16 protein-coding genes are annotated in these 21,337 nt (G+C 64.6%); 5 read left to right on the forward strand and 11 right to left on the reverse strand.

The genetic code is table 11. The annotated features are described in order from the left end of the window. Window positions 1-66 precede the first annotated feature (66 nt). From BMW74_RS10020 to glyA, 4 genes are read right to left on the reverse strand one after another with little or no spacing between them, the layout of a single operon-like run. Complete coding sequence (locus BMW74_RS10020) at window positions 67-3,084, reverse strand: sarcosine oxidase subunit alpha (protein WP_093417868.1); 3,018 nt, start codon at window positions 3,082-3,084, stop codon at window positions 67-69. Continuing rightward, window positions 3,081-3,410, reverse strand: a complete 330-nt coding sequence (locus BMW74_RS10025) for a sarcosine oxidase subunit delta (RefSeq protein WP_093417872.1) — start codon at window positions 3,408-3,410, stop codon at window positions 3,081-3,083. Before BMW74_RS10025 ends, BMW74_RS10020 begins: the two co-directional genes overlap by 4 nt. 14 nt (window positions 3,411-3,424) lie before the next feature. Continuing rightward, window positions 3,425-4,675: a sarcosine oxidase subunit beta gene (locus tag BMW74_RS10030; RefSeq protein ID WP_093417875.1), complete on the reverse strand. Its 1,251-nt coding sequence runs from the start codon at window positions 4,673-4,675 to the stop codon at window positions 3,425-3,427. 22 nt (window positions 4,676-4,697) lie between these two features. Beyond that, complete coding sequence (gene glyA / locus BMW74_RS10035; RefSeq protein ID WP_093417878.1) at window positions 4,698-5,951, reverse strand: serine hydroxymethyltransferase; 1,254 nt, start codon at window positions 5,949-5,951, stop codon at window positions 4,698-4,700. 646 nt (window positions 5,952-6,597) lie between these two features. On the opposite strand from glyA, the gene BMW74_RS10040 reads away from it, so the two are divergent. Together BMW74_RS10040 and BMW74_RS10045 are read left to right on the forward strand one after the other, a co-directional pair. Then, complete coding sequence (locus BMW74_RS10040; RefSeq protein ID WP_093417881.1) at window positions 6,598-7,638, forward strand: threonine aldolase family protein; 1,041 nt, start codon at window positions 6,598-6,600, stop codon at window positions 7,636-7,638. A 153-nt stretch (window positions 7,639-7,791) separates the two neighbouring features. Continuing rightward, on the forward strand, window positions 7,792-8,616 hold the full coding sequence (locus tag BMW74_RS10045) for an SDR family oxidoreductase (protein WP_093417885.1): 825 nt from the start codon (window positions 7,792-7,794) through the stop codon (window positions 8,614-8,616). 124 nt (window positions 8,617-8,740) lie between these two features. Here the strand turns inward: BMW74_RS10045 and gbcB are convergent, their stop codons facing one another. Next, complete coding sequence (gene gbcB / locus BMW74_RS10050; protein ID WP_093417890.1) at window positions 8,741-9,841, reverse strand: glycine-betaine demethylase subunit GbcB; 1,101 nt, start codon at window positions 9,839-9,841, stop codon at window positions 8,741-8,743. A gap of 281 nt (window positions 9,842-10,122) precedes the next feature. On the opposite strand from gbcB, the gene gbcA reads away from it, so the two are divergent. Next, window positions 10,123-11,418 carry a glycine-betaine demethylase subunit GbcA gene (gbcA, locus tag BMW74_RS10060; RefSeq protein WP_093417896.1) on the forward strand — a complete coding sequence of 432 codons (1,296 nt, stop codon included), beginning with the start codon at window positions 10,123-10,125 and terminating at the stop codon, window positions 11,416-11,418. Between the two features lie 836 nt (window positions 11,419-12,254). Here gbcA and BMW74_RS10065 read toward each other — a convergent pair. From BMW74_RS10065 to BMW74_RS10090, 6 genes are all read right to left on the reverse strand, one after another. Beyond that, window positions 12,255-13,025, reverse strand: coding sequence for an electron transfer flavoprotein subunit beta (locus tag BMW74_RS10065; protein WP_093417899.1), 771 nt, complete (start codon window positions 13,023-13,025; stop codon window positions 12,255-12,257). A gap of 15 nt (window positions 13,026-13,040) precedes the next feature. Next, the gene (locus BMW74_RS10070) at window positions 13,041-14,261 is read right to left on the reverse strand and encodes an electron transfer flavoprotein subunit alpha (RefSeq protein WP_093417902.1); all 1,221 of its coding nucleotides are present in this window, start codon (window positions 14,259-14,261) and stop codon (window positions 13,041-13,043) included. Next, complete coding sequence (gene dgcB, locus BMW74_RS10075) at window positions 14,261-16,204, reverse strand: dimethylglycine demethylation protein DgcB (RefSeq protein WP_093417905.1); 1,944 nt, start codon at window positions 16,202-16,204, stop codon at window positions 14,261-14,263. The genes BMW74_RS10070 and dgcB overlap by 1 nt, the downstream gene beginning before the upstream one ends. 164 nt (window positions 16,205-16,368) lie before the next feature. Beyond that, window positions 16,369-18,429, reverse strand: a complete 2,061-nt coding sequence (gene dgcA, locus BMW74_RS10080; RefSeq protein WP_093417908.1) for a dimethylglycine demethylation protein DgcA — start codon at window positions 18,427-18,429, stop codon at window positions 16,369-16,371. A 15-nt stretch (window positions 18,430-18,444) separates the two neighbouring features. Continuing rightward, window positions 18,445-18,975: a 4-vinyl reductase gene (locus BMW74_RS10085; protein WP_093417911.1), complete on the reverse strand. Its 531-nt coding sequence runs from the start codon at window positions 18,973-18,975 to the stop codon at window positions 18,445-18,447. 105 nt (window positions 18,976-19,080) lie between these two features. Then, a complete protein-coding gene (locus BMW74_RS10090; RefSeq protein ID WP_093417914.1) occupies window positions 19,081-20,058 on the reverse strand; it encodes a dipeptidase in 978 nt (325 codons plus the stop codon). A gap of 222 nt (window positions 20,059-20,280) precedes the next feature. Here BMW74_RS10090 and BMW74_RS10095 point away from each other — a divergent pair, with 222 nt between their 5' ends. Further along, the gene (locus tag BMW74_RS10095; protein ID WP_093417917.1) at window positions 20,281-20,682 is read left to right on the forward strand and encodes a lysozyme inhibitor LprI family protein; all 402 of its coding nucleotides are present in this window, start codon (window positions 20,281-20,283) and stop codon (window positions 20,680-20,682) included. A gap of 160 nt (window positions 20,683-20,842) precedes the next feature. After that, window positions 20,843-21,259: a DUF3010 family protein gene (locus BMW74_RS10100; protein WP_093417921.1), complete on the forward strand. Its 417-nt coding sequence runs from the start codon at window positions 20,843-20,845 to the stop codon at window positions 21,257-21,259. Window positions 21,260-21,337 lie beyond the last annotated feature (78 nt).

Consider the following 21,337-nt stretch of genomic DNA (forward strand, 5'->3'; position numbering starts at 1 on the left):
TTCGACCCTGTGGGAGCGAGCCTGCTCGCGAAAGCGACAGCCGCCACCCCACAGGCACTGCAGCCCTCAAACGTTCTGGCGATCACCCTTCGGATCAAAAAACACCGAAGACACAATCTCGGCCTCGATCACGCGGCCATCGGCCAGCGGCGCGAACACCCGCTCGCCGATGCGCTTCAAGCCACCCTTGACCACGCCCATGGCAAACGAATAGCCCAGGGAGTTGTGGGCATAGCTGGACGTGACGTGGCCGACCATCTTCATCGGGATCGCCTGCTTGGCATCGAACACCAGCTGTGCGCCTTCGGGCAGCCACACCGTTGGATCGAGCGGCTTCAAGCCCACCAGTTGCTTGCGCTCTTCACGCACGCAGTCTTCGCGGTTCATCCCGCGCCAGCCGATCCACGAGAACGGCTTGGTACGGCCCACGCACCAGCCCATGTTCAGGTCGTCGGGGGTCATCGAGCCGTCGGTGTCCTGGCCGACGATGATGAAACCCTTCTCGGCCCGCAGCACGTGCATGGTCTCGGTGCCATACGGGGTCAGGTTGTAGGCCTTGCCCGCCTCGACGATCTGTTCGAGCACGCCCATGGCGTAGTCGGCCTGCACGTTGACTTCGAAGGACAGCTCGCCGGTAAACGAGATGCGGAACACCCGCGCCGGCACGCCGCCCACCAGGCCTTCTTTCCAGGTCATGAACGGGAACGCTTCATTGCAGAGATCGATGCCGGTGACCTGGCTGAGCAGCGCGCGGCTGTTGGGGCCGGACAGGGTCAGCGTTGCCCAGTGGTCGGTGACCGAGGTGAAGTACACCTTCATCTCGGGCCATTCGGTCTGGTGGTACAGCTCCAGCCATTGCAGCACGCGGGCGGCGCCGCCGGTGGTGGTGGTCATCACGAAATGCTGGTCGGCCAGGCACGCCGTCACCCCATCGTCGAAGACCATGCCGTCTTCCTTGCACATCAGGCCGTAGCGGGCCTTGCCCACGTCGAGCTTGGTCCAGGCGTTGGTGTAGACGCGGTTGAGGAATTCGCGGGCGTCCGGGCCCTGGATATCGATCTTGCCCAGGGTGGACGCATCGAGCAGGCCGACGCTTTCGCGCACCGCCAGGCACTCGCGCTTGACCGCCGCATGCAGGTCTTCGCCGTTGCGCGGGAAGTACCACGGGCGCTTCCACTGGCCGACGTCTTCAAACTCGGCGCCGTTCTTCACATGCCAGTGATGCAGCGCGGTGTGGCGCACCGGTTCGAAGATGTGCCCGCAGTGCCGGCCCGCCACCGCGCCGAACGTCACCGGCGTGTAGTTGGGGCGGAACATGGTGGTGCCCATCTGCGGGATTGTCACGTTCAGCGAACGGGCCGCAATGGCCAGGCCGTTGACGTTGCCCAGCTTGCCCTGGTCGGTGCCGAAGCCCAGCGCGGTGTAGCGCTTGACGTGTTCCACCGACTCGAAGCCCTCGCGGGTCGCCAGTTCGATGGCGGCGGCGGTGACGTCGTTCTGCAGGTCGACGAATTGCTTCGGTGCCCGTGCCGTGGCTTTTTCGTGGGGCACCTGGAACAGCGCCAGCGTTGGTTCTTCATGGCGGCTCAGGGCCTTGGGCAGCACGCCTTCGACCACGCCGAAGCCGGCTTCACTGGCCGCGCGGGCGCCGCCTTCAAAGCCGTCGGCCAGGGAGTCACCGAGGCCGTAGACGCCGTTGATGCCCCCCACGCACACGCGTTTCTGCGGCGCTTGGCCGGGGACAAAGCCGAGGATGTCGTCACGCCAGGTCGGCTTGCCGCCCAAGTGCGAGGCCAGGTGCACCACCGGGCTGTAGCCACCCGAGCTGGCAACCACATCGCACTCCAGCCATTCGCCGGGACTGGTGACGGCATGGGCCTTCACATCGATCGCCGCGACGCGGGCAGCGGTGACGCGCTTGCTGCCACGGGTCTCGATCACCGCGCTGCTGGTGAGGATGCGAATGCCCTTGGCCCGCGCCTCTTCCACCAGCGCGCCGCGCGGGTTGCTGCGGGCATCGGCGATGGCCACGACCTGCAGGCTGGCGTCGAGCCAATCCAGGGCGACGCGGTAGGCATGGTCGTTGTTGGTCGACAGCACCAGCTTTTTACCCGGCGCCACACCGTAGCGGCGCACGTAGGTGGAAACCGCGCCGGCCAGCATGTTGCCCGGCACGTCGTTGTTGCCGTAGACCAGCGGACGCTCGCACGCGCCGGTCGCCAGGACCACGCGGTTGGCGCGCACCCGGTGGATCCGCTGGCGCACCTGGCCAATCGGCGCACGGTCGCCGAGGTGATCGGTGAGGCGCTCGTGAATGGTCAGGAAGTTGTGGTCGTGGTAGCCGTTGACGGTGGCGCGGGGCAGCAGCAACACGTCCGGGGTGTCCTTGAGTTCGGCAATGACGCTGGCGACCCACTCTGCCGCGGGCTTGCCGTCGAGGCTTTCACGCGAATCGAGCAGGCTGCCGCCGAACTCTTCCTGCTCATCGGCCAGGATCACCCGCGCACCGCTGCGCGCCGCCGCCAATGCAGCGGCCAGGCCAGCAGGACCGGCGCCGACGATCAGCACGTCGCAGTGCTGGTTCATGTAGTCGTAGGTGTCCGGGTCGTTCTCGGTGGGCGAGCGGCCCAGGCCCGCGGCCTTGCGGATGTACTTCTCGTAGGTCATCCAGAACGACTGCGGGTACATGAACGTCTTGTAGTAGAAGCCCGGCGGCATCAGCGTGCCGCCGACCTTGCCGAGGATGCCCATCACGTCGTTGTTGACGCTCGGCCAGCCGTTGGTGCTGGTGGCGACCAGGCCCTGGTACAACGCCTGTTGCGTGGCGCGCACGTTGGGGATTTGCGTGGCTTCGGTGGCACCGATCTGCAGCACCGCGTTGGGTTCCTCGGCGCCCGCGGCAAAGATGCCGCGCGGGCGCGAGTACTTGAAGCTGCGGCCGATGATGTCGACCCCGTTGGCCAGCAGCGCGGCGGCCAGGGAGTCGCCTTCAAAGCCTTTGTAGGCCTGGCCATTGAAGGTGAAGCTCAACACTTTGTTGCGGTCGATCCGTCCACCGTTGGACAGGCGATTGATCTGGCTCATACCTTGGCTCCCAGCGCCTGTGGGGTGGTTTTCGGGCTGTCAGCCTGATCGGTGAACTGCGGCTTGGTGCCGATCTTGTAGGTTTCGAGAATCTCGTAGGTCACGGTGTCGCGGGTGACGTTGAAGTACTGGCGGCAACCGGCAACGTGGTCCCACAACTCGTGGTGCAGGCCCCGTGGGTTATCGCGGAAGAACATATAGTCGCCCCACTGCTCGTCGGTGCAGGTGTTGGGGTCCAGGGGCCGCGGGATATGGGCTTGGCCGGAGGCATGGAATTCCTCTTCGGAGCGCAACTCGCCGCAGTGAGGACAGAAGATATGCAACATAGGAATTTCTCCTGTTAGTGGGCGACGGCCGCAGCGCCGTGTTCGTCGATCAGCGCACCGTTGTGGAACCGGTCGATGGAGAACGGCGCGGCCAATGGGTGCATCTCGCCCTTGGCCAGGCTCGCGGCAAACACGTTGCCCGAACCCGGCGTGGCCTTGAAGCCGCCCGTGCCCCAACCGCAGTTGAAGAACATGTTCGGCACCGGGGTCTTGGAGATGATCGGGCAGGCGTCGGGGGTGGTGTCGACGATGCCGCCCCACTGGCGGTTCATCCGCACGCGGGACAGCACCGGGAACATCTCGACGATGGCCTGGATGGTGTGTTCGATCACCGGGTAGGAACCGCGCTGGCCGTAGCCGTTGTAGCCGTCGATGCCGGCGCCGATGACCAGGTCGCCCTTGTCGGACTGGCTGATGTAGCCGTGCACCGCGTTGGACATGATCACGCTGTCGATGATCGGCTTGATCGGCTCGGACACCAACGCTTGCAGCGGGTGGGATTCGATCGGCAGGCGGAACCCGGCGAGCTTGGCCATGTGCCCGGAGTTACCGGCCGTGACCACGCCGACGCGCTTGGCGCCGATGAAGCCCTTGTTGGTCTCGACGCCGATGCACACGCCGTTTTCCTTGCGAAAGCCGATCACTTCGGTCTGCTGGATCAGGTCCACGCCCAAGGCATCGGCGGCGCGGGCAAAGCCCCAGGCCACGGCATCGTGACGGGCCACGCCGCCCCGCCGTTGCACAGTGGCGCCCAGCACCGGGTAGCGGGTGTTCTTCGAGCAATCGAGGTACGGGATCTCGTCGGCCACTTGCTGGGCGTTGAGCAATTCACCGTCGACGCCGTTGAGGCGGTTGGCGCTGACCCGGCGCTCGGAGTCGCGGATGTCCTGCAGGGTGTGGCACAGGTTGTAGACCCCACGCTGGGAGAACATCACGTTGTAGTTCAAGTCCTGGGACAGGCCTTCCCAGAGTTTCATCGCGTGTTCGTACAGGTGCGCCGACTCATCCCACAGGTAGTTGGAACGCACGATGGTGGTGTTGCGCGCCGTGTTGCCACCGCCCAGCCAGCCCTTCTCGACCACGGCCACGTTGGTGATGCCGTGCTCCTTGGCCAGGTAGTAGGCGGTGGCCAGGCCATGCCCGCCGCCGCCGACGATGATCACGTCGTAGACCTTTTTCGGGGTCGGCGTGCGCCACATCTTCTGCCAGTTTTCGTGGTGGCTGAGTGAGTGCTTGAAGAGGCCGAAGCCCGAGTAGCGTTGCATAGTCATTACTCCAAAACCGCGCTCAGCGATAAACCGGGAAGTCCGCGCACAGGGCCGTCACGTGCTTGGCGACATTGGCCTCGACATCGGCATCGCCGAGGTTGTCGAGGATGTCGCAGATCCAGCCCGCCAACTCGCTGCACTGGGCAACCTTGAAGCCGCGCGTGGTCACCGCCGGGGTGCCGATGCGCAGGCCCGAGGTGACGAACGGCGACTGCGGATCGTTGGGCACGGCGTTCTTGTTGACGGTGATGTGGGCACGCCCCAGGGCGGCGTCGGCGTCCTTGCCGGTCAGGCCCTGGCGGATCAGGCTGACCAGGAACAGGTGGTTATCGGTGCCGCCGGACACTACATCGTAGCCACGTTTGATAAAGACGCCGGCCATGGCCTGGGCGTTGTCGATCACCTGTTGCTGATACGCCTTGAAGCCGGGCTCCAGCGCTTCCTTGAAACACACGGCCTTGCCGGCGATCACGTGCATCAGCGGGCCGCCCTGGCCGCCGGGGAACACCGCGGCGTTGAGTTTTTTCTCCAGGGTTTCGTTGGCGCGGGCCAGGATCAGCCCGCCGCGTGGACCGCGCAGGGTCTTGTGGGTGGTGGTGGTGACCACGTCGGCGTAAGGCAGAGGGTTCGGGTACAGGCCGGCGGCCACCAATCCGGCCACATGCGCCATGTCAACGAACAAATAGGCGCCCACCTTGTCGGCGATTTGCCGGAAGCGTGGGAAGTCCAGGGTCTTGGAGTAGGCGGAGAAGCCGGCGATGATCATTTTCGGCTGGTGTTCCACGGCCAGGCGCTCGACTTCGTCGTAGTCGATCAAGCCGGTGGCAGTGTCGATGCCGTACTGCACGGCGTTGTAGAGCTTGCCGGAGAAACTCACCTTGGCGCCGTGGGTCAGGTGGCCGCCGTGGGCCAGGCTCATGCCCAGCACGGTATCGCCGGCATTGAGCAGCGCCAGGTAGACCGCGGCGTTGGCCTGGCTGCCGGAGTGCGGCTGGACGTTGGCGTAGTCGGCGCCGAACAGTTGCTTGGCGCGCTCGATGGCCAGGGCCTCGACCTTGTCCACGTGTTCGCAGCCGCCGTAATAGCGCTTGCCCGGGTAGCCTTCGGCGTACTTGTTGGTCAGGCCGCTGCCTTGGGCCTGCATCACGCGCTTGCTGGTGTAGTTCTCGGACGCAATCAGCTCGATGTGATCTTCCTGGCGTTGCTCCTCGGCATTCATCGCCGCCAGCAATGCATCGTCGTAGCCCTGGATCTGGTCTTGCTTGCTGAACATCGCGTCTCTCCCAGCGGCGGCGGTGCGCCATTCGTCTCGGTCAGGCAGTTGCCCTTTGGATGCGATGGTAGGGCCGGGGCAGACCGGCCAAATGCCTATGGGCGCCACGCAAAGGTGCGTTTACGACATGGGCACAAAGAGTCAGCTTGATGAGGATCTCTGCGGCATCGCGAGCAGGAATCTGGGCTGAGCCCGTAGGAGCGAGGCTTGCCCGCGAACCGGCCAGCCCATTCAACATCGATGTCGTCAGGCTTACCGCCTTCGCGGGCAAGCCTCGCTCCAAGGAATTGAGCTGGTCCCCGGATGTGTGTTCGCCGTGGACCAGGGTGGGAGCAACTGTCTTAACCCACCGCCCGTCAGCGGCAGTGATGCCGACTGGCACGACCTCATCGCGGGCAGGCCCGCTCCCACAGTGATCGCCAGTGGGCACAAGACCTGTACCCAACCCAAATCCCCGGTGGGCACAAGACCTGTGTCCAGCCCACAGGGACAGCTGTTGTGTGGGAGAGTGAGTGCATAAATCGCCAGCAAACTGGTAACGTCCTGAAAACGACCGACCGTGTGCCCGGCGAATGATCTTCGCTAAGGTGCACCTCACATTGACCAAGAAGCGCCACAAGCGCCTCGACCACGGAAAACCCGGGCCATGACCGACAAGAGCCAACAATTCGCCAGCGACAACTATTCCGGTATCTGCCCTGAGGCCTGGGCCGCCATGGAGCTGGCCAACCAGGGCCACCAACGCGCCTACGGCGACGATGAATGGACCGCCCGCGCCTCGGACCATTTCCGCCAACTGTTCGAAACCGACTGCGAAGTGTTCTTCGCCTTCAACGGCACGGCGGCCAACTCCCTGGCGCTGTCGTCGCTGTGCCAGAGCTACCACAGCGTGATCTGCTCGGAGACCGCCCACGTCGAGACCGACGAATGCGGCGCGCCGGAGTTCTTCTCCAACGGCTCCAAGCTGCTGGTCGCGCGCACCGAAAACGGCAAGCTGACACCGGAGTCGATCCGCGAGATCGCCCTCAAGCGCCAGGACATCCACTACCCCAAGCCCCGCGTCGTGACCCTGACCCAGGCCACCGAAGTCGGCAGCGTCTACACCCCGGAAGAAGTCCGCGCCATCAGCGTCACCTGCAAGGAACTGGGGCTGAACCTGCACATGGACGGCGCCCGCTTCTCCAACGCCTGCGCGTTCCTCGGCTGCTCGCCGGCCGACCTGACCTGGAAAGCCGGCGTCGATGTGCTGTGCTTCGGCGGCACCAAGAACGGCATGGCCGTGGGTGAAGCGATCCTGTTCTTCAACCAGAAGCTGGCCGAAGACTTCGACTACCGCTGCAAGCAGGCCGGGCAACTGGCGTCGAAGATGCGTTTCCTCTCGGCCCCCTGGGTCGGCATCCTGGAGACCAACGCCTGGCTCAAATACGCCCGCCACGCCAACCACTGCGCGCAGTTGCTGGCCGAGCTGGTCAGCGACATTCCGGGCGTCGAGCTGATGTTCCCAGTGCAGGCCAACGGCGTGTTCCTGCAACTGTCGGAATCGGCCGTCGCCGCCTTGACCGCCAAGGGCTGGCGCTTCTACACCTTCATCGGCAAGGGCGGCGCACGCTTCATGTGCTCCTGGGACACCGAAGAAGAACGGGTGCGCGAGCTGGCGGCGGATATCCGTGAGGTGATGTCGGCCTAAGGCGCGTCACCCCTGTGGGAGCGAGACCGGCTTGCCGGCAATGGCGTCGGCACAATCAACCTCAAGGTTGACTGACCTACCGCTTTCGCGAGCAGGTTCGCTCCCACACAGTCGTGGGCCCTCGCCCAAACAACACTCAGCAGGAGCTCGCGCATGTCACTCAAAGGTAAAACCCTGTTCATCACCGGCGCCAGCCGCGGCATCGGCCGTGAGATTGCCCTGCGCGCCGCGCGGGATGGGGCCAACATCGTGATCGCGGCCAAGAGCGCCGAACCCCACGCCAAGCTGCCCGGCACCATCTTCAGCGTTGCCGAGGAAGTCCGGGCCGCCGGCGGCCAGGCCCTGGCCCTGCAACTGGACGTGCGCGAGGAAGACGCCGTGCGGGCCGCGCTGGCCCAGGCCAATGAACACTTCGGCGGCATCGACGCGCTGGTCAACAACGCCGGGGCGATCAAGCTGACCGGTGTGGCCCACATCGAGCTCAAGCGCTTCGACCTGATGCACCAGATCAACACCCGCGCCGTGCTGCTGTGCAGCCAGGCCGCCCTGCCGTACCTGAAAAAGTCCGGCGGGCACATCCTCAACCTGTCGCCGCCGCTGAACCTGGCGACCCAGTGGTTCGCCCAGTACAGCCCCTACACCGTGACCAAGTACGGCATGAGCATGCTGACCCTGGGCATGAGCGAAGAATTCAAGGCCCACGGCATCAGCGTCAACTCGCTGTGGCCACAGACCATGATCGCCACCGCCGCCATCGAGTTCCAGCTGGGCAACCGCGAGTCGTTCAAACATGCGCGCCTGCCCACGATCATGGCCGACGCCGCCCACGCGATTCTCAGCAGCAGCGGGCGCAGCATGACTGGGCGCTTGCTGATTGATGAGCAAATACTTCGTGAACAGGGCATCACCGAGTTCGCGCACTACCGGTTTGCGCCGGACAGCGATGCGCCGTTGATGACGGATTTGTTTGTCGACTGACCGGTGACCCCGCCCGGGTAGATACCGCTGTGGGAGCGAGCCTGCTCGCGAAGGCGATGGGCCAGTCAACATTGATGTTGAATGTACCGTCCTCTTCGCGAGCAGGCTCGCTCCCACACGCCTGTCAGAACTCAATCCGCACATCGCCCTTCGGCACGCTGCAGCACGACAGGATGTACCCCTCGGCCTCGTCGTCCTCGGTGATCCCGCCGTTGTGCTCCATCTCCACTTCGCCCCCCAGCTTCAACACCTTGCACGTCCCGCAGATGCCCATGCCGCAGGCCTTGGGGATCAACAGGCCGAGCTTGGCCGCGGCGGCGTGCACGGTTTCGCCCGGGGCCACGCGGATGCTCTTGCCCGAGGCGGTGAATTCCACCTGGTGCAGGTCGGCCACGTCGATTTCCGGGGCCTCGGCCGCTTGCTCGGCTTGCTCCACCGCATCGGCGCGGGCTTCGGGGGGCGTCGCGCCGAAGGATTCCTCGTGATAGCGGGTCATGTCGAAACCGGCCGCTTCCAGCAGGCGCTTGACCGCCGTCATGTACGGCGTCGGGCCGCAGCAGAACACTTCGCGCTCGAGGAAGTCCGGGGCCATCAGCTCGAGCATCTTGTGGTTCAGGTAGCCACGATAGCCGGCCCAGGGTTCACCCAGGCCATGCTTCTCGCAGATCAGGTGCAGGCTGAAGTTATCGATGCGCGAGGCCATGTGTTCCAGCTCGCGGTGGTAAATGATGTCCTTGGGCGAGCGGGCGCTGTGGATAAACACCATGTCGACATTGCCGTTGGTGTCGTAGAACCAGCGGGCCATCGACATCACCGGGGTGATCCCCACGCCGCCGCTCAAGTACAAGACTTTCGGCGCGGTGAAGTCCATCGCATTGAACAGCCCGACCGGCCCGTGCACCGCCAGTTCCTGGCCTTCCTGCAGGGTGTCGTGCAGCCAGTTGGAGACCTTGCCGCCCGGCACGCGCTTGATGGTCACCGAAAAGCTGTAGGGCACCGACGGCGAGCTGGAGATGGTGTACGAACGCATGATCGGCTGGCCGTCGATTTCCAGCTCCAGGGTGACGAACTGCCCCGGTTTGAAGAAGAACATGATCGGCTGGTCGGCCATGAAGCAGAACGTGCGCACGTCCCAGGTTTCCTGGATGACTTTGACGCACCGCACGATGTGCCGGCCATTGGCCCAGGTCTGGGTGCTTACCGGGTTCAGGAAACTGTTGGACATGCTGATCTCCACGGCCGACGGTCGGCCTCATGCTGGCGATTCTGCGTATAGCGCAGGGCGCCCATTTACCTATCTGCGACATTCACATGCTTATCGCGACCAGCCCCCTGTTACCGGGGCTGGCGCGTCGGGAACAGAGTGGGCCATGTCGCCCATGGATAAGGTTCCCGCCCGCATCGGCCCCACACTCGCTGCACATGAAGACGCTTTCTTTATGCCTTGCGTAGTAAACCTGATCAGCCACTTTCGCGGCCACGCAGATGGCCATGAGGACACACACGATGGACGTCACCACCCCCCTGAGCCTGGGCGATCCACTGGAACCCGCACGCAAGGCCACCGCCCAGATGCTGCAGGAGCGCGAACGTACGTTCTCGCTGCCACAACCGTTCTACTCCGATGAGCGGCTGTTCGATATCGACATGCAAGAGATCTTCCAAAAGGAGTGGTTGATCGCCGGGATGACCTGCGAGATCCCGGCCAAAGGCAACTACCTGACCCTGCAAATCGGCAAGAACCCGATCATCGTGATTCGGGGCGCCGAGGGCGTGGTGCATGCCTTCCATAACGTCTGCCGGCACCGTGGCTCGCGCCTGTGCACCAGCGACAAGGGCAAGGTCGCCAAGCTGGTCTGCCACTATCACCAGTGGACCTACGAGCTGGACGGGCGCCTGCTGTTCGCCGGCACCGAGATGGGCGCCGACTTCGACATGAAGCAGTACGGCCTCAAGCCGGTGAACGTGAAGACCGCTGGCGGCTACATCTTCATCAGCCTGGCGCAAAACCCGCCGGCCATCGATGACTTCCTGTCGACGCTCGACCACTACATGGAACCCTACGACATGGAGAACACCAAGGTGGCGGTGCACACCACCTTGATGGAGAAGGCCAACTGGAAGCTGGTGCTGGAGAACAACCGCGAGTGCTACCACTGCAACGCCTCGCACCCGGAGTTGCTCAAGACCCTGCTGGAGTGGGACGACGTCACCGACCCGCGCGCCGACCAGGCGTTCAAGGACCACGTGGCCGCCTCCGCCGCCGCCTGGGAAGCCGAGAAGATCCCCTACGCCCACGCCAGCTTCGGCCTGCGTAACCGCATCGTGCGCATGCCGCTGCTCAAGGGCACCGTGTCGATGACCCTCGACGGCAAGCAAGGCTGCAAGAAACTGATGGGCCGGATCCAGAACCCCGACCTGGGTTCGATGCGCATCCTGCACCTGCCGCACTCGTGGAACCACTGCATGGGCGATCACATCATCGTGTTCACCGTGTGGCCGATCAGTGCCCAGGAAACCATGGTCAGCACCAAGTGGATCGTCCACAAGGACGCGGTCGAAGGCGTGGACTACGACGTGGAACGCATGCGCGAAGTGTGGGATGCGACCAACAACCAGGACCGCCGCCTGGCCGAAGAGAACCAGCGCGGGATCAACTCCGATGCCTACCAGCCCGGGCCGTACTCCAAGACCTATGAGTTTGGCGTGGTGAATTTCGTCGATTGGTACAGCGAACGGCTGCTGAACAACTTGGGGGCCGAGCCTGCGCCGTACCTCAAGGGCGTGCCGGTCTCCGGATAACCGACACAGCGCCGAGGTGGAGCGGGCTTGCTCGCTCCCACACCAAGGCCCACGGATGTACAAAAAACATCCAACCACCGTGCAGGCCGCCCCGGGCCTGCCCCGCAGCCATCGCCTAACAACTTATCCACAAGACAGCCCACAGTAAATGTGCGCAAGTCGTCCATCGCGCTGAAAGAAACTGAATAAAAACCGTGACTTATTCAAATCGGCCGATCCCGCGCAAGCCTGATCAATATTTGATCAAGCTCTTACAGATCACGGTCTACGTGGCCTGCAGCGGATAGCGAACACCTTATCCACAGAAGCACCAACAGACTTTGGGGGCAACTTGCGCACAGCCCACCGGCACTGTGGAAAACCACCTGAAAGCCGCTTATTTCCTGGCATTGAGCGATCAACCAAGGAGCAACAGGCTGATTTGGTTAATTATTGATCAGAAGCCCGCACGCACCGTTCTATAAGGCCTGCAGCCGACAGCAAACATCTTATCCACAGAAGCGCCAACAGAGATTGGGGGCAAGTCGTGGCCTCACCCTCGTAAAAACCCCAGTAAAAACCGTAGGTTAGGTTGGTTGTTTTTTGTACCAGGCCGCGCAGGGCTTGCCGGGCGGGGGCTGTAGCGATGGGCGAACACGTTATCCACAGAAGCACGCACAGGGATTGTTGATAACCTTCGCAATCGCCACCTCGCTCCTACAGGGGCTGTTTCAGCGCACGCCACCTTGTGGGAGCGAGCCTGCTCGCGAAGAGGTCCTGCCAGCCGACATCGAGGGTGACTGACCCACCGCGTTCGCGAGCAGGCTCGCTCCCACAGGGCAAATGGGTTCGACGTCTCAGCGCACCACACCCTCTTCGATCAGCAGCTTGAGAATCGCCTGGGCGCCCTCCTCGGCGCTCACGCCCTTGAGCACGTGCCCCGCACCGCCGCTGGCCTTGGCCGTGGCGGCTTTCATGCGGTCGGCGCCGTTCTTGGCCTTGATCACTTTCAGGCGCTTGGGCCGGGGCTTGGCCGGTTGCAAGGTGGCGACGGCCAGCAACTCGTCGTCGACCACTTCCACGTCCTCGGCCTGCAACACCCCGCGCCGGGCCGGGCCGAACGCGCTTTGCCGGGGCTTGGGCGCGGCGTTATCCACCGTGGCCAAGAACGGCAAACGCACCTTCAGGCGTCGACGCTGGCCACGGGGCAACGCTTGCAGCACCAGCGCCGTGCTGCCATCAATGGACTCGACCTGCGCCAGCCCCACCACCAGCGGCCAGCCGAGGCTCTCGGCCAGCAGGAACGGGAGCATCCCCGACCCCTCGCCGGTTTCCGCCTGGGTGCCGGTCAGCACCACCTGGGCCCCGGCATCGCGCAGGTACTCGCTCAGTGCCGGCAATGCGTCGGCGCCCGCCGGCTGTTCCAGCACGTGCAGTTGCGCCAGGCCCATCCCCAGGTAGGCCCGCAGCGCCGGCTCGGCGATGTCCCCGGCGTGCAGCACGCGCAGGTTATCCCCCGCCAGTTGCAGGCCCAGCTCCACGGCGCGGGCGTCCTGTTCGGCGCGCCGTGGCCGACCCGAGGTCGGGTGGGCGCCGATGGACACCAGGCTGATGACGTGTGTATTCATGAGCGTTCCCTTCCCTTAAGCCGCATCGCGCTTGGCATCGTTGCGGTACGCCTGGACCGCGTCGATCAAGGCTTGAAGAATCCCGGCACTTTCGCCGATGACCGACAGGTCGGCCCGTTTGATCATGTCGCAGCCGGGGTCGAGGTTGATCGCCACCACCTTGTCGCAGGCGCCGATGCCTTGCAGGTGCTGGATCGCCCCGCTGATCCCCACGGCCACGTAGACCCGCGCCGTGACCCAGGTGCCCGACGCGCCCACCTGGCGGTCGCGGGCCATGAAGCCGTCGTCCACCGCCACCCGCGACGCGCCTTCGGTAGCGCCCAGGGCCGCTGCGGCCTGGTGGAACAGCGCCCAGTCCTTGACCCCGTTGCCGCCCGAGACGATGAACTCGGCCTCGGCCATGGGAATGGCTGCCGGGTCCACCGCCACCGCGCCCAAATCCTCGATCCGCGACAGACTGCGGGCCACGGTTGTGGATAACTCCACGGGCAAAGCTGCATGCCGCGTCTCGCTGACCGGCTCGGCACACTCCACCGCCGCCAGGATCAAGCGCGCCAATGGCCGCGCCAGGTCCTGCAAGCCGGCGCCGGCACGGCCGATGCAGTGCTCGTCGGTGACCTGCCAGACCCGTGTGGCCGGGCGTTCGCCCAGGGTCGCGGCGAAGCGCCGACCCAACTCACCGCCGCCGGTGCGGCTGTCGGGCAGCAACCAGTGGCGTGGGGTGAATTGGTTATCCACAGCCCGCAGGCCCTGCACCCGTTGCTCCGGTGCATAACCGTCGAACTCATCCCCCGTGAGCACTAACAGGCGGTCGACGCCGGCCGCGCTGAAGGCCGTCTCCTTGTGTTCGCCAAACACCACCGCCAGCACCGCGCCGTCCTTGCCCGCCAATTGGTGAGCCAGGCCCAGCAGGTCGCGGTCGTGGCTGCTCAGGCGCCCGCCGACCATGTCCGGCACCACGCCGATGTAGAACGCCGGCGCCGGCACCTGATGCAACGGCAGTTGCACCGCAACCGCCGCCGTACGCTTGGCCGCCCCGCCTTGCTGGGCGCCGCTGCGGTCGATGCGCTTGAGGCCGTTGGGGCCGATGAAGCCGACACCGTGGACGTTCTTGCGCAGGACGCCGTTGGGCCCCATCCAGCTCTGTTGGTGTGGTTGCATGGCCGCGTGCAACGGGTGCAAGCGGTTGCGGGCGATCCATTCGGCCCGCGGGTCGCGGCGGATTATGTCGCTCATCAGTGCACCTCCACGGTTTCACGCGGGTTGGCGGTCTTGGCCGGTGAGGCCTCTTCCAGCAAGGCATCGGCCACTAGCTCGGCAATGTCCTTGATCAACGGCCGGGGCTCGACCACCCCTTCGAGCATCGCCGTGCACTGTGGGCACCCCACGGCCACCAGTTCGGCGCCGGTCTCGCGGATGTCGTCCATGCGCATGTCGGGGATGCGTTGCTTGCCCGGGATGTCGGTGATCGGCGCCCCGCCCCCGCCCCCGCAGCAGCGTGAACGAAAGCCCGAGCGCTGCATTTCCTTGACCTCGATCCCCAGCGCGCGCAGCACCTGGCGCGGCGCCTCGTATTCGCCGTTGTAGCGCCCCAGGTAGCACGGGTCGTGGTAGGTCACGCTGCTGCCAGTGTGCTGGCCGAGGTTGAGGGCACCGGCCTCGATAAGTTGCGCCATGTAGGTGCTGTGGTGCTGCACCAGGTACTGGCCATCGAAGGCGCCGTATTCGTTCTTCAGCACGTGGAAGCTATGGGGGTCGCAGGTGACGATGCGGTTGAAGCGGTACTTGGCCAGGGTCTGGATGTTGCGCCGGGCCAGCCGCTGGAACGTCGCCTCATCGCCCAGGCGCCGGGCGACGTCGCCGCTGTCACGCTCCTCAAGCCCCAGCACGGCGAAGTCGACCTTGGCCGCCTTCAGCACTTTGACGAAGGCGCGCAGGGTCCGTTGGTTGCGCATGTCGAAGGCGCCGTCGCCGACCCAGAACAGCACGTCGCAGGCTTTCTGCTCGGCCAGCAGCGGGAGGTTCAAGTCCGCCGCCCAGTTCATCCGTCCGCCCGGCGCAAAGCCGCCCGGGTTATCGGTGGCGATCAGGTTCTCCAGGACTTCGGCGCCCTTGTTCGGCGTCGCGCCTTTCTCCAGGGTCAGGTGCCGGCGCATATCAACGATGGCGTCCACGTGCTCGATCATCATCGGGCACTCTTCGACGCAGGCCCGGCAGGTGGTGCACGACCACAGTGTGTCAGCGTCCACCAGGCCGTTGACGATCGGTTGATGGGGATTGCCCGCGTGCTCGCCCACGGCCTTGCCCGGATAAGGGCTGCCGGCGAACGCGGCATCGGTGCCACCGGCCAGGCCGACCACCATGTCCTGGATCAGCTTTTTCGGGTTCAACGGCTGGCCGGCGGCGAACGCCGGGCACGCGGCTTCGCACTTGCCGCACTGCACGCAGGCATCGAAGCCCAGCAGTTGGTTCCAGGTGAAATCCTTGGGTGTCTCCACCCCCAGCGGCGCACGCGGATCATTCAGGTCCAAGGGCTTGAGGCCGGTCGAGCGACCGCCACCAAACCGCTCGGCACGGCGGTGCCAGGCCAGGTGCAGGGCGCCGGCGAACGCGTGTTTCATCGGCCCGCCCCAGGTCATGCCCAGGAACAGTTCCGACACGCCCCACAGCACGCCGACCCCGAGGATCGTCGCCAGCAACCAGCCGCCGAAGTGCTCCGGGAGCAGGCCGGCGACCGGCAGCGTCACCACAAAGAAACTCGCGGCGAACGCCAGCAGGCTCTTGGGCAGGCGCATCCACGGGCCTTTGGACAAGCGCGCCAGTGGGTTGCGCCGGCGCCGGTAGACGAAGACCGCGCCGACGAACATCACCGCGGTCATCAGCAACAGCGCGTAGCCGAGCCAGCGGTTATGCAGGCCGAAACCGTGCACGACAATCGCCAGCACGATGGACGCCACGGCCCCGCCCGCCGTGGCGACGTGGGTGTTGGCGATGTACCGGTCCCGCGCCACCACGTGGTGCAGGTCGACCATGTAGCGCTTGGGCATGGCCAGCAGGCCGCCGATCAGATCGACCGGGGACGCTCGGCCCCGACGCCACATGTTCATCCGCCGCAGCGCGCCGAGGACCGCGAGGCCCAGGGCGGCAAACAGCAGGAGGGGAAGCAGGGTGTTCAACATAGGTGAAGCTCCCAAAGACCTCGGGCTTATGCCGGTCTAGATGCCTGACTCGGTCCCTGTGGGAGCGGGCTTGCCCGCGAATGCATGCTGTCAGCCACCGTTGAGTCGACTGATCCACCGCTTTCGCGGGCAAGCCCGCTCCCACAAAGGTTGTGTGCAAGCCGTTAGAAGTCTTTACACAGTCTGAGTGCGTCATAGATCGCCGCGTGGGTATTGCGCTGGGCCACGCAGTCGCCGATGCGGAACAGCAAGTAGCCCTCGCCCTCCTCGCTCAGGCACGGTTGCGGCTTGATCGCGAACAGCGCTTCGACGTCCATCTGGCCCTTGTTGCGCGAGCCCGGCTTGAGCGCGTAGTAGATCTCCTCGTCCGGGCGCACGCCGTTCTCCACCACCACCTGGTCGACCACCCGTTCTTCCTGGGCGCCGGTGTATTCGTTCTCCAGCACGGCAATCAGCTTGTCGCCTTCGCGGTAGACCTTTTCCAGCATCATGTCGCCGGTCATGATCACTTCCTTGGGGTACATGCTGCGGTAGTAGGTCGGGAACGAGGTGCCGCCAATGGCCACGCCCGGCTTGATGTCGTCGGTGACGATTTCGACCTGACAGCCCTTGTCGGCGAGGAAGTCGGCCACCGACATCCCGGTGAACTCGCAGATGGTGTCGTAGACCAGCACGTTCTTGCCGGGCGCCACCTTGCCGTCGAGCACGTCCCAACTGCTGACCACCAGCCCTTCGGCCGCGCCCCAGTGTTCGTTCTGCTCCACGAACGGATGCCCACCCACCGCCAGCACCACCACGTCGGGGCGCAGGTCGAGGATGGTCGGCGCATCCGCCGCTACCCCCAGGCGCAGGTCGACCTTCAGGCGCGCCAGCTCCAATTGATACCAGCGCGTGATACCGGCGATCTGGTCGCGCTGCGGGGCTTTGGAGGCGGTGGTGATCTGCCCGCCGATGAAGTCCTTTTTCTCCAGCAGGGTCACGTCATGCCCGCGTTCGGCGGCAACCCGCGCCGCTTCCATCCCCGCGGGACCGGCGCCGACCACCACCACCTTGCGCTTGATGCCGGTGGTTTTCTCGATGATGTGCGGCACGCCCATGTACTCGCGGGACGTCGCGGCGTTCTGGATGCACAGCACGTCCAGGCCCTGGTACTGGCGGTCGATGCAGTAGTTGGCGCCGACGCACTGCTTGATCTGGTCGATCTGGCCCATCTTGATCTTGGCGATCAGGTGCGGGTCGGCAATGTGGGCGCGGGTCATGCCGACCATGTCGACATAGCCGCCTTCGAGGATGCGCGTGGCCTGGTTCGGGTCCTTGATGTTCTGCGCGTGCAGCACCGGGACCTTGACCACTTCCTTGATCCCGGCCGCCAGGTGCAGGAACGGCTCCGGCGGGAAGCTCATGTTGGGGATCACGTTGGCCAGGGTGTTGTGGGTGTCGCAGCCCGAACCGACCACGCCGATGAAGTCGAGCATGCCGGTGTCGTCGTAGTACTTGGCGATCTGCTTCATGTCCTCGTGGGACAGGCCGTCCGGGTGGAACTCATCCCCGCACAGGCGGATGCCGACGCAGAAGTCCGGGCCCACTTCGGCCCGTACCGCCTTGAGCACTTCCAGGCCGAACTTCATCCGCCCTTCGAAACTGCCGCCCCATTCGTCGGTGCGCTTGTTGACGCGTGGGCTCCAGAACTGGTCGATCATGTGCTGGTGCACCGCCGACAGCTCCACGCCGTCCAGCCCGCCGGCCTTGGCCCGGCGCGCGGCCTCGGCGTAGTTGCCGATCACCCGCCAGATTTCTTCCGGCTCGATGGTCTTGCAGGTGGCGCGGTGCACCGGCTCGCGAATGCCCGACGGCGACATCAGGGTCGGCCAGTTGAAGCCGTCCCAACGCGAGCGGCGGCCCATGTGGGTAATCTGGATCATGATCTTGGCGCCATGCTTGTGCATCGCATCGGCCAGGTTCTGGAAGTACGGGATGATGCGGTCGGTGGACAGGTTGACCGAGGCCCACCACTCCTGCGGGCTGTCGATGGCCACCACCGAGGAGCCGCCGCAGATCGCCAGGCCGATGCCGCCCTTGGCTTTTTCTTCGTAGTACTTCACGTAGCGGTCGGTGGTCATGCCGCCGTCGGTGGCGTAGACCTCGGCGTGGGCGGTACTGAGCACGCGGTTGCGGATGGTCAGCTTGCCGATCTGGATCGGCGCGAACATTGCTTCGAAAGCCATGGCAGGATCCTCGACTTACAACGGCTTGACGATGAACAAACCGTCGTCGTGGCCTGCTTCGGAGCCACCGTAGACTTGTTCGGCAACGGTGCGGATCTGACTGCCGCGGGCGGCCAGGATCTGGTCCATGGCCCCGGCGAACCATCCGGTGAACATGTAGTCGACCTTGCGCCCGACCTTGCCGTAGACGTAGACGAACGCCGAGTGTTCGAGCTTGATGCTGGCGGTGCCTTTATCCAGGTCGATGTCCTGGATCTTGAACAGCCCCCAGCCACGTTGCGACAGGCGCTTCATGTAGTGCTCGAACACCGCGACCCCTTCCAGGCCGTGGCATTCGGCTTCTTTTTCGCACCAGTGCCACGCGGACTTGTAGCCGGCCTTGTAGAGGATCGCGGCATAGGCCTCGGCCCCCAGCACTTCCTCGATGCCCATGTGGTTGTTGACGAAGAAATGCCGGGGCACGTAGAGCATCGGCAGGGCGTCAGAGGTCCAGACACCGGTCTCGCTGTCGACTTCGATAGGCAATTGCGGGGCGATCTTGGCCATGGAAACTTAACTCCGGAAAAATGTAGATTCAGTGTTGGCCGCAGCCCTCACCCCAGCCCTCTCCCACAGGAGAGGGGGCAGATCGGCGGCGGTCTTGAGTCCGCGTTACTCGCCCCAGACGTCCTTCAGGACATTCACCCAGTTCTCGCCCATGATCTTGCGCACCACGCGCTCGGGATGGCCGCGCTTGAGCAGGGTCTCGGTGAGGTTGGGGAACTCGCCCACGGTGCGGATGCCCAGCGGGTTGATGATCTTGCCGAAACTGGTCAGGCGGCGGGCGTAGCCCTTGTCGTGGGTCAGGTACTCGAAGAACTCCTGGCCATGGCCCTGGGTGAAGTCGGTGCCGATACCGATGGCGTCTTCGCCGACGATGTTCATGGTGTACTCGATGGCTTCGGCGTAGTCGTCGATGGTCGAGTCGATGCCCTTGGCCAGGAACGGCGCGAACATGGTCACGCCGACAAAGCCGCCGTGGTCGGCGATGAACTTGAGTTCTTCATCGGACTTGTTGCGCGGGTGCTCCTTGAGCCCCGACGGCAGGCAGTGGGAGTAGCACACCGGTTTCTTCGATTCGAGGATCACCTCCTCGCTGGTCTTGGAGCCGACGTGGGACAGGTCGCACATCACGCCCACCCGGTTCATCTCGGCGACGATCTCGCGCCCGAACCCCGACAGCCCGCCATCACGCTCGTAGCAGCCGGTGCCCACCAGGTTCTGGGTGTTGTAGCACATCTGCACGATGCCCACGCCCAGCTGTTTGAACAGCTCGACGTAGCCAATCTGGTCCTCGTAGGCATGGGCATTCTGGAAGCCGAAGAAGATCCCGGTCTTGCCCTGTTCCTTGGCCTTGCGGATGTCCGCCGTGGTTTTCACCTGGAGCACCAGGTCGCTGTTGTCGCGGATCAGCTTCTGGCTGGAGGCAATGTTGTTGGCCGTGGCCTGGAAGCCTTCCCAGACCGACACGGTGCAGTTGGCGGCGGTCAGGCCGCCCTTGCGCATGTCTTCAAACAGCTCACGGTTCCACTTGGCAATGATCAGCCCGTCGATAACGATGCTGTCGGCGTGCAGTTCGGCTGGGCTCATCAGGCGGTCCCCTTATGGTCGATTCATGCGCCGAATCGTCTGCCGGCGCTTTGGGGCCAGCATATGCTTCGGTGCCCGGGCAGCCGGGTGCAAAAACGACAGGGGGTTTGCCGAAAGCGTCAAGCAACGACAAAGGCTTACCGCCGGTGCCTCCCGCCCGCCTGTTCTTTAGTGCGCGCTTGCGCCAGAATCCGCCGCATCATTGGATGCAGGGCGGCGCACATGAAATCGATCCTCTTGGCTTTGGCACTGGTTGCCAGCGGCGTACAGGCCGCTGAAGACACGGACAACAACCCGTGCGACGCGGTCGAAAACGACATCCAGACCCTGACATGCTCGGTCTACAGCAAAACCACCGCCGAACAGTTGCTCAAGGACAACCTCGACGGTCTGCTTGAGCGCGTCAAAGCCCAGGCCGGCAGCGACAAGGCCAAGCTCGCCGACATCACCGCCAAGCTCAACACCGCCCAACAGCTGTGGGTGGCCTCGCGCGACGCCGATTGCGCGATTGCGCCCTTCCCCGCCGCCGTCGGCAGCAAGACCTACGCCATCGACCTCAACGACTGCCTGGCGAGCAAAAGCGACGAGCGGTCGGAGTTTCTTGAGTCGATTGCCCAGGACTAAAGTGCCCGCCAAGACACTGAACCTGTGGGAGCGAGACCGGCTTGCCGACGGAAGCGATAGCCGCGTCGACCGTGGACGTCTTCGCGAGCAGGCTCGCTCCCACAAAAGCCGCGCATCGTGATGGCTTACCCTCTCCTTATTTCCCCCAAGGCATCTCCCCATGAACATCTGCGGTATCGAAATCAAAGGCAGTGAAGCGATCATCGCCCTCGCCTCCCTCGACGGCCAGGCGCTGGGCCACCTGCCCCTGGCCACCAAGAAAATCGCCCTCGACGATGACGATGACGCGAACAACGTGCGCCGCTTCGCCGCCCAGGTCGCCGCCTTTGTCCGCGAACAAGGCATCGAGCGGATCGCCATCAAGAAGCGCAGCAAGAAGGGCGAGTTCGCCGGCGGCCCGACCACGTTCAAGATCGAAGGGGTGTTGCAGTTGCTGGACGGCTGCGAGGTGAGCCTGCTGTCGCCGCAAACCCTCAACGCGCAGTACAAGAAACACGCCTTTGACCTGCCGGCGACGCTGAACAAGTACCAGCATGAGGCCTACAAGACGGCGTGTGCGGCGTTGATCAAGCAGTAAACCCGCTCGCCCAGCCACCACTCCCCCTCTGTGGGAGCGAGCCTGCTCGCGAAGGCGTCGGTACATCCACCACCGTTT

This window comes from Pseudomonas sp. ok272 (genome assembly GCF_900109995.1).
GTDB lineage: Bacteria > Pseudomonadota > Gammaproteobacteria > Pseudomonadales > Pseudomonadaceae > Aquipseudomonas.

What these genes read in the sequence shown, in the direction of transcription:
- BMW74_RS10020 (WP_093417868.1), bottom strand. Translation starts at nt 3,084, where the DNA reads ATGAGCCAGATCAATCGCCTGTCCAACGGTGGACGGATCGACCGCAAC.
- BMW74_RS10025 (WP_093417872.1), bottom strand. Translation starts at nt 3,410, where the DNA reads ATGTTGCATATCTTCTGTCCTCACTGCGGCGAGTTGCGCTCCGAAGAG.
- BMW74_RS10030 (WP_093417875.1), bottom strand. Translation starts at nt 4,675, where the DNA reads ATGCAACGCTACTCGGGCTTCGGCCTCTTCAAGCACTCACTCAGCCAC.
- glyA (WP_093417878.1), bottom strand. Translation starts at nt 5,951, where the DNA reads ATGTTCAGCAAGCAAGACCAGATCCAGGGCTACGACGATGCATTGCTG.
- BMW74_RS10040 (WP_093417881.1), top strand. Translation starts at nt 6,598, where the DNA reads ATGACCGACAAGAGCCAACAATTCGCCAGCGACAACTATTCCGGTATC.
- BMW74_RS10045 (WP_093417885.1), top strand. Translation starts at nt 7,792, where the DNA reads ATGTCACTCAAAGGTAAAACCCTGTTCATCACCGGCGCCAGCCGCGGC.
- gbcB (WP_093417890.1), bottom strand. Translation starts at nt 9,841, where the DNA reads ATGTCCAACAGTTTCCTGAACCCGGTAAGCACCCAGACCTGGGCCAAT.
- gbcA (WP_093417896.1), top strand. Translation starts at nt 10,123, where the DNA reads ATGGACGTCACCACCCCCCTGAGCCTGGGCGATCCACTGGAACCCGCA.
- BMW74_RS10065 (WP_093417899.1), bottom strand. Translation starts at nt 13,025, where the DNA reads ATGAATACACACGTCATCAGCCTGGTGTCCATCGGCGCCCACCCGACC.
- BMW74_RS10070 (WP_093417902.1), bottom strand. Translation starts at nt 14,261, where the DNA reads ATGAGCGACATAATCCGCCGCGACCCGCGGGCCGAATGGATCGCCCGC.
- dgcB (WP_093417905.1), bottom strand. Translation starts at nt 16,204, where the DNA reads ATGTTGAACACCCTGCTTCCCCTCCTGCTGTTTGCCGCCCTGGGCCTC.
- dgcA (WP_093417908.1), bottom strand. Translation starts at nt 18,429, where the DNA reads ATGGCTTTCGAAGCAATGTTCGCGCCGATCCAGATCGGCAAGCTGACC.
- BMW74_RS10085 (WP_093417911.1), bottom strand. Translation starts at nt 18,975, where the DNA reads ATGGCCAAGATCGCCCCGCAATTGCCTATCGAAGTCGACAGCGAGACC.
- BMW74_RS10090 (WP_093417914.1), bottom strand. Translation starts at nt 20,058, where the DNA reads ATGAGCCCAGCCGAACTGCACGCCGACAGCATCGTTATCGACGGGCTG.
- BMW74_RS10095 (WP_093417917.1), top strand. Translation starts at nt 20,281, where the DNA reads ATGAAATCGATCCTCTTGGCTTTGGCACTGGTTGCCAGCGGCGTACAG.
- BMW74_RS10100 (WP_093417921.1), top strand. Translation starts at nt 20,843, where the DNA reads ATGAACATCTGCGGTATCGAAATCAAAGGCAGTGAAGCGATCATCGCC.